Here is a 7,498-nt window from a genome sequence, read left to right on the forward strand (position 1 = left end):
ATCCACAATGGCGGTCTAGGAATCGATACTATCGATTATTCCAATGTCACATTTGGTTCCGGGGTCACCATCAACCTGGCAACTGAGACCACCTCAGTTTCTGGAGGTAATACCGAAACGATTCGCAGTTTTGAGAACGTCGAGGGCTCTCAGGGGGGTGAGACCATCATCGGTACCAGCGGCGCAAACCGTCTCGATGGTAATGGTGGTAATGACACCATCAATGGTGGTTTTGGAAACGATATTCTTTTTGGAGGTACCGGGAATGATAGCCTCAATGGTGGTTCTGGCAATGACACCCTCACTGGCGCAGGTGGTAACGATACCCTAGTTGGAGGTTTGGGCTCAGATACCCTGAACGGTACTAACAGTATTCTGGACGGTGCTGGTGAAATTGATATCCTTGATCCTGGTGATTTTGGTGCCAGGGATCTGATTATCCTAGGCACCAGTGGCTCGATCTATTACAACGGTGCTGGTCTAGATTACGCTGTCATTGACAATTTCGACAGACTTGATTTCTTCGGCGAAACTGACTCTGACAAGATCCAGATTTCCGGGTCATTGTCCAATTACAGCTTAAGCTCATTCACAGGTACAATATCTGGTGTTTCTATTACCAACGGTACTCGCATTAGCTTAGGTGCAGAAGACATTGCTTATGTCGATTCTATTGGTTTACTGACTTCTGCTGACTTTATCTCAGTCTAGTCGCCAAAGCACTCTATCTAACCGAGTGACAACTAGGATTGTTTGCTTTACTCGCTCTATGAGTTTAGGGGAAAGCTGCTGATGGGATACCTGGTGAGAGGGGTGTTGGTACCAAGTTGCATTCATACCTAGCACCCCATCACCAGATCACCCGATCACCTTTTGAGGAATATATTATCTTAGGACTTACGACGTTTAGTGGGCTTCGTAAGTCTTAAGCTTAATTATACAGCTTATACCAACTTCAAGTAATATTGTTCAAGCAATATTTTTACACAGGAATCACTAACCCATCCCGACAATACTCTATGATCACCTAATCATCCCACTTAAAACTCATCCTCCTCATCTGACCACTTCCCCTTGGACTCAGCAGCCTTGGGGCTACTTCTATTGTTGACCTGATCACCCTGCTCTGGCAAAAGCTCCAACTGCTTACCCATCTCCACACCGTATTGAATACTACTATATCTAATTTCATCTCATCTTTATCAAAGCTTGACATAGTTAAAGGTTTAGTGAGTTTTTTGTAAAAGTTATAATTTTTATCTGAGTTAGATATATAATCCGATTAGAGATAAGTCAGACATCAATAGCAAGAGTTAATTGAACTCCTAAATACTTAGATCCAGGTTAAAACTATCTGTATTCGATATATCAGTTCATGGTGCTCCATAAATCAAGGGGTCGATAGGGTCTAAGGAATTGGCGTTGCTGAATCGAGCAATGAATAGGAGTAGAGTGGGCATCCTGCCCGCCCGAAAATATATTGAAACTGGCAAGATGCCAGTTCCACGCAAGATGCCTATTCCACGGCAAGATGCCTATTCCACAGGTGCGACCCAAGGGGGATTTACTCGCCCTAGGAGGCGCGCACCTACTCTTAAAATCATTCCATTGTTAACCAATGCCAACGAATTGACTTGATCTACTTGATTGTTAGATGAACTGACCTGTTAATCAATCAACATATTATCAATAAAATCACGATTTAGTAGCGTTGAGTAATCAGGTTTTTAACGCTACTAACAGAGTAATTTTTGTGATTTTTTGGAAATATGTAACGGTCAACATCAGGATTGTTGATCAAGATTACCCTTGACTTACCCATAAACTGGGTATCTTAAGTTCCACTATTAATAATGAGTATTTCTTGAAAAACTTTTCAGGATATAACTCCGACAAATAGGGTTAATCTTTCCGAATCGAACAATCCCAAAATTTTCAAACAATTGCAATCTATCAGGAGCAAATGACATGGGAAGTTACACCGGTAACGACTTAAACAACTACTTCAAAGCACACAAAGAACGTCCATTCATATTCAAGAAATGGAAGTCTTGGAAAATGTCCGGTAATGGTGGCAACGATACCCTGATTGGTGGTCCGAAGAACGACAAAATATACAATCATAGGGTTGTGTAAGTCATTAAGCAGAATTACTTACTCTAGCTAAATTCAAAACCTTACTATCAGGAAAAGAAACAATGGGTAATTTTAACCTTGGAACTCTCAGTGGTCTAGAAACCAACTCTTTCCCTTCTTCCAAGTCTCTGACTGTATTTGATCCCACTGATGTCTTTCGCTTTAGGCTAAATGGTACCAAAGATATTGGTATAGCACTTACTAATATTAGCGCTGGGGACGATGCTGATCTCAGACTATTTCGGGATAGCAATAACAATGGTGTTTTTGATTCAGCAGACCGGCAAATTGCCAGTTCCATCAGAGGAGGCAATCGTGATGACATAATTAACCTTTCTAATCAAGGGAGTGGTCTCTACTTTGCCCAAGTGCAGCGCTATGCTCCAGGTAGCTCTGGCAATGTCTCCTACAATCTGAGCTTATCTGCCACCGTTAACCTGGGTACTTTAACAAACACTCCCGTCACCCGCAACAGTTTCTCTGTCACGCCAAATGATCCCAAAGATGTCTTCGAGTTCCGTCTTAATGGAACCAGAAACATCAATATTGCCGTCACTGATATCAGTGCTGGAGACGATGCTGATCTCAGACTATTTCGGGATAGCAATAACAATGGCGTTTTTGATTCAGCGGATCAGCAAATTGCCAGTTCCATCAGAGGAGGCAATAATGATGACTCAATTAACCTTGCTGATCAAGTGACTGGTCTCTACTTTGCTCAAGTGGAGCGCTTTGCTCGAGGTAGCTCTGGCTCTGTCTCCTACGATATCGCCTTATCCACCTCCGATCCTAGTAACATACTTCACACAGAACAGGATTTTGGTAACTTGTCAGCAGACCGGAGCCGAACTGGTTTTGTAGGTAACACAGATACCACTGATACCTACGAGTTTTCGATTGGATTCTTCGAGGGGGTCAACATTAACCTTACTGGACTTAGTAGTGACGCTGATCTCCGAGTAATCCGAGATTCTAATAACAATGGTCTGGTTGACAGTGGCGAGGTCATTCGCACTTCAACTCGTGGTGGCAGTCTCTCAGAATCAATCTCAGATATTAACCTTTCCGGTGACTACTTCGTCCAAGTCTATCAGTTCAGTGGTAATACCAACTACACTCTGACTCTTGACCATTTCACTACCCGTTTTGCATAACTTTGAGGGTTTTCAAAACTGAAGTTTGCCTTTGACAAAAGGGTAAAACCGAGAGCAGGGTGGTGAGTTTAATACCTGGTGAGAGGGGTGTTTATACCAAGTTGCATTCATACCTAGCACCCCATCACCAGATCACCTGATCGGAATATATTATCTTAGGACTTACGACGTTTAGTCGGCTTCGTAAGCCCTAATTTCAATTAGACAGCTTATACCAACTTCAAGTAATATTGTTCAAGCAATATTTTTACACAGGAATCACTATCAATCCCGACAATACTCCATGATCACCTGATCATCCCACTTAAAACTGATCATCCTCCTTTGACCACTTGCCCTTAGACTCAGCCGCCCTGGGGCTACTCCTAGGCTTGACCTGATAACCCGGCTCTGGCAATAACTCCAACTGCTTACCGGTCTGGCTCCCTTGCGGCTGTTTGCGCCTTCGCGGTTCATTCTTGCTACCACCACCATGGCGACGCCAAGAGGTTCGTTCTTCAGAGGTATCCTCGGCTACTACTTCATACAATAACGCTACCTTCTCCCCATCTTTACCTTTACGCAATACCCGACCCAAGCGCTGGATATACTCCCGAGATGAACCGGTCCCTGACAAGATAATCGCTACTCGCGCATCGGGGACATCGACTCCTTCATTCAACACATGGGATGCCGCTAAACAGCGATACTCTCCTTCCCGAAATCGCTTCAAAATATCATGACGCTCTTTGACTGGGGTTTGATGAGTAATGGCGGGAATCAATAACTCTTGAGAAATGCGATAAAGTGTAGCATTACCATTGGTAAAAATTAACATCTTCTCTGGGTAATGCTGAGCCAGCAAATCTAGCAAAATCCTTAATTTTCCATCGGTACCCAAGGCAATTTCCTTCGCCTCCCGGTGAGCTAACATGGCACGGCGTCCGCTTTGCGATCGCGCACTTGCCATCACAAACTGCTGCCAACCTTTAATACTGCCGAGATGAATGTTGGACGCCCTCAAAAAATCATTGCGCAACGTCATGCAAGAATTATAGCGATCGCGTTCTTTTTGGGAGAGCTTGACCTTAATCTGAATTACCTTATGGTCAGCTAGGGCCAAACCCGCCAATTGATCAGGGCTTTTGCGATAAACCTCTGGTCCTATCAAACCATTAAGGTCCCAATGACGGCCATCGGAGCGGTCTGGGGTTGCTGTCAGTCCTAACCGATAGGGTGCGATCGCATATTCCGCAATCACCTTATAAAAATCCGTAGGTAAGTGATGACACTCATCAAAAATCACCAAAGCGTACCGATTCCCTAAGGTTTCCGCATGAATAGTGGCACTATCATAGGTGGCGATCAGGATAGGCGTGCGATCGCGAGAACCACCCCCCAACACTCCCACCTCCACATCTGGAAAGGCTGCTTCGAGTTGAGCATACCACTGGTGCATTAAATCTAGGGTTGGTACCACAACTATGGTACTACGAGGAGTGTCTTGCATTGCCAACTGAGCCAGATAAGTCTTACCTGCTCCCGTTGGTAGCACCACTACCCCTTTACGACCGGCTTGCTTCCATGCCAATAGAGCTTCCCGTTGATGGGGATAAGGTTCCATCTCAAAACTAGATACTAGTGGCAGAGGCACAAATTCCCTAGCATCATCAATAAAATCAACCTTTTCTCTGAGTAAGGTTTCTACCAGAGGACGATAGTGAATTCCTCTAATCCGAAACTTCTCTACCCGATCATCCCAAGTCGCATACTCCACCCAAGCTTTGCCCCTCGGTGGTGGATGCAAAATCAGAGTTCCCCGGTCAAAGGTTAATCTAGGGGTGCGTGGCATGGATTCAAGGACGTTTCTTTGCTATTGTCGTACCGGTTCCGTTGCCAGGCTTTGGCCTAGCTTCAATAGCTAATAATACCAGACCACTGAACTTTCTTAAGTTGATTACGCCGATAGGAAAAGAAACGCTCTGGTTCAGAGTAAGTGCAGTGGGGTGCGATCGCAATTTGTTCTGAATCAATGCCCAATTGTTCCAACTGTAAGACATTGACTCGCCGCACATCCAAGCGTACTCGTCCGGGTTTCGGGTCATCTAATATCGGGGAGTCGTCTAGCTGCTGCAACACCCCCAGAATTGATTCAGTGGTATCCCCTTGATCAGTAGATACAATACTAGCTCCCACTTCAGCCGCCACGGTTTCTGATACCTGATAGCATTCCCCTGTAATTGCTGGACCGAGAGCAATGCGTAGATTTTCTTTACGGCTACCATTGTTTAGCAATCTTGCGATCGCATTAGGAACAATCCGTTGAGCAGTACCCCGCCAACCCGCATGAATTGCTGCTACCTGTCCCGTTTCCATATCCCCAATCAGTAACGGCGTACAATCTGCTGTACAAACCCACACAGCTTGGTTAGCTTCTTCACTTATAATACCATCAGCCGGTGGTTTATTGGAGTCTGGCTCACCGTTTTGGGTACTTTCAATTTCCCCAGGAGTTAGTACTGTATTGCCGTGAACCTGTTTAACTCGATACACCTGGGCATCAGGCTGGAGTACATCCACCATTTCTTCAGGAGAACGGGGAGAAAATGCTGAGGAAAAGAAGCCGTGATTCCATTGCTTCAATAGGCTACTCGTTAAATAGGGCAAATTATTCCAAGTGTCCCAGTGCCAGGTATGCATTTAAATTGTGTTGACGGTTTACACTTTACAGTTTACAGCTTAGACTTTACACTTTATCCTTTCAGCTGTTGTGGATTTCAATTATATATTATTTAATTATAGCTTTTATTGCATTTATGAGTTACACTTATAAACCTCAAAGTCCCCCTTTTTAAGGGGGATTTAGGGGGATCCCTTTGTACCTCATGGGAAATATAATTGCTATATCAAAAAAAACAAACCCTTTACCCCTGCTCCCTGCTCCCTGCTCCCTGCTCCCTTCCTGTCATAACCTAAAACTTTAAATTAAACCAGCTTACTGTCATAAATCAAGGCAACTTCCAAACTTTAATACTATCATCTCTACTGCCACTGACTAAGGTTTTTCCATCGGGACTAATCGCCAGAGAACTCACCCAGTTTTTATGACCAGTGAGGGTAGTTTTCAACTCCCATGTTTCTAAATCCCAAACCTTAATGGTATTATTGGCACTCCCACTAACCAAGGTTTTTCCATCCGGGCTAATCGCCAGAGAATGAACATAGTATATATGTCCAGTCAAGGTATTTTTTAATTCACCAATTGTCAAATCCCAAATTTTAATATTACGGTCTAAACTACTACTAAATAAGGTTTTGCCATCAGGACTAATGATGAGAGAAACAACGGAATCTCTATGACCAGTCAGGGTCTTTTTTAGATCACCTGTATCCAAATCCCAAATTCTGATCGTATTGCCCCCATTACCACTAACTAAGGTTTTGCCATCAGGACTAATCACCACCGAACTAACCCAATTCGTTTCCCCCCTTAAGGTTTGTTTCAGCTTGCCAGTCGGTAAATCCCAAACTTTGATAGTGTGGTCATAACTTCCACTTACTAACGTTTTTCCATCGGAACTAATTGCAACAGAACTAATAAATCCCTGATGACCAGTAAGATTCTTTTTGAGCTGACCCCTTTTCAAATTCCAAATCTTGATAGTATTGTCATCACCACCACTAGCAATATTTTCTCCATCAGGAGTAATAGCGACAGAATAAACATTACCATCATGGCCATTAAGAGTTCTAACTAACTCACCTTTCGGCAAATTCCAAATTTTTACAGTATGATCATTACTACCACTTACCAAATAGTTACTATCAGGACTAACCGCAATAGAACGCACTGAGTTAGAGTGTCCATTGAGAGTAGTTTTGAGGTAGGTACTGCTTGGTAAACCAGCAATCAAAAAACTTAGATTAGACGGAAATGTTTTATAGCGAAAATATCCATATCCTTGAGTAATTAATCCTATAGATAATAAAGAAACTCCTCCCATCATCACTTGTTTTTTTAACTGGTCATTTTGTCTTAATGACGTTAAAAAATTCAGAAAAGACTCGTTATACTTAGAGGTTGATTGAGAGGGATTAGCAGAGGGCGCAGACTGAAGCTCCAACACCTCCAAGACTTGGTCTACAGATTGATAACGGTGCTGATAGCTTTCTGGGAGCAGCCGATCCATTATCCACCACAATTGTTCACTCACCGGTTGCTTTAAATG

7 protein-coding genes are annotated in these 7,498 nt (G+C 43.5%); 4 read left to right on the forward strand and 3 right to left on the reverse strand.

Annotation, left to right across the window (positions count from 1 at the left end; translation table 11 throughout):
- From F6K51_RS33060 to F6K51_RS33075, 4 genes are all read left to right on the forward strand, one after another.
- The coding region (locus F6K51_RS33060; RefSeq protein ID WP_293028986.1) for a calcium-binding protein at positions 1-711 on the forward strand (711 nt) is incomplete at its 5' end.
- Positions 712-1,494: 783 nt separating this feature from the next.
- The gene (locus tag F6K51_RS33065; RefSeq protein ID WP_293028990.1) at positions 1,495-1,638 is read left to right on the forward strand and encodes a hypothetical protein; all 144 of its coding nucleotides are present in this window, start codon (positions 1,495-1,497) and stop codon (positions 1,636-1,638) included.
- A 330-nt stretch (positions 1,639-1,968) separates the two neighbouring features.
- On the forward strand, positions 1,969-2,136 hold the full coding sequence (locus tag F6K51_RS33070; protein WP_293028994.1) for a hypothetical protein: 168 nt from the start codon (positions 1,969-1,971) through the stop codon (positions 2,134-2,136).
- A gap of 62 nt (positions 2,137-2,198) precedes the next feature.
- Positions 2,199-3,290: a hypothetical protein gene (locus tag F6K51_RS33075; RefSeq protein ID WP_293028997.1), complete on the forward strand. Its 1,092-nt coding sequence runs from the start codon at positions 2,199-2,201 to the stop codon at positions 3,288-3,290.
- A gap of 304 nt (positions 3,291-3,594) precedes the next feature.
- Here F6K51_RS33075 and F6K51_RS33080 read toward each other — a convergent pair whose 3' ends face one another.
- The 3 genes from F6K51_RS33080 to F6K51_RS33090 form a co-directional block, all read right to left on the reverse strand.
- On the reverse strand, positions 3,595-5,121 hold the full coding sequence (locus F6K51_RS33080; RefSeq protein ID WP_293029000.1) for a DEAD/DEAH box helicase family protein: 1,527 nt from the start codon (positions 5,119-5,121) through the stop codon (positions 3,595-3,597).
- Between the two features lie 62 nt (positions 5,122-5,183).
- Positions 5,184-5,969 (reverse strand): peptidoglycan editing factor PgeF, encoded by a 786-nt coding sequence (gene pgeF, locus F6K51_RS33085; protein ID WP_293029004.1) that lies wholly within the window; start codon positions 5,967-5,969, stop codon positions 5,184-5,186.
- Between the two features lie 308 nt (positions 5,970-6,277).
- Positions 6,278-7,498: WD40 repeat domain-containing protein (locus F6K51_RS33090; RefSeq protein WP_293029007.1), on the reverse strand; the 1,221-nt coding region annotated here is incomplete at its 5' end.

Origin of the sequence: Moorena sp. SIO3I8 (assembly GCF_010692325.1) — a bacterium.
Lineage (GTDB): Bacteria > Cyanobacteriota > Cyanobacteriia > Cyanobacteriales > Coleofasciculaceae > Moorena.

Excerpts from the sequence above, each read along its gene's own strand:
- F6K51_RS33065 (WP_293028990.1), top strand. The coding sequence starts at position 1,495 with ATGCCAGTTCCACGCAAGATGCCTATTCCACGGCAAGATGCCTATTCC.
- F6K51_RS33070 (WP_293028994.1), top strand. The coding sequence starts at position 1,969 with ATGGGAAGTTACACCGGTAACGACTTAAACAACTACTTCAAAGCACAC.
- F6K51_RS33075 (WP_293028997.1), top strand. The coding sequence starts at position 2,199 with ATGGGTAATTTTAACCTTGGAACTCTCAGTGGTCTAGAAACCAACTCT.
- F6K51_RS33080 (WP_293029000.1), bottom strand. The coding sequence starts at position 5,121 with ATGCCACGCACCCCTAGATTAACCTTTGACCGGGGAACTCTGATTTTG.
- pgeF (WP_293029004.1), bottom strand. The coding sequence starts at position 5,969 with ATGCATACCTGGCACTGGGACACTTGGAATAATTTGCCCTATTTAACG.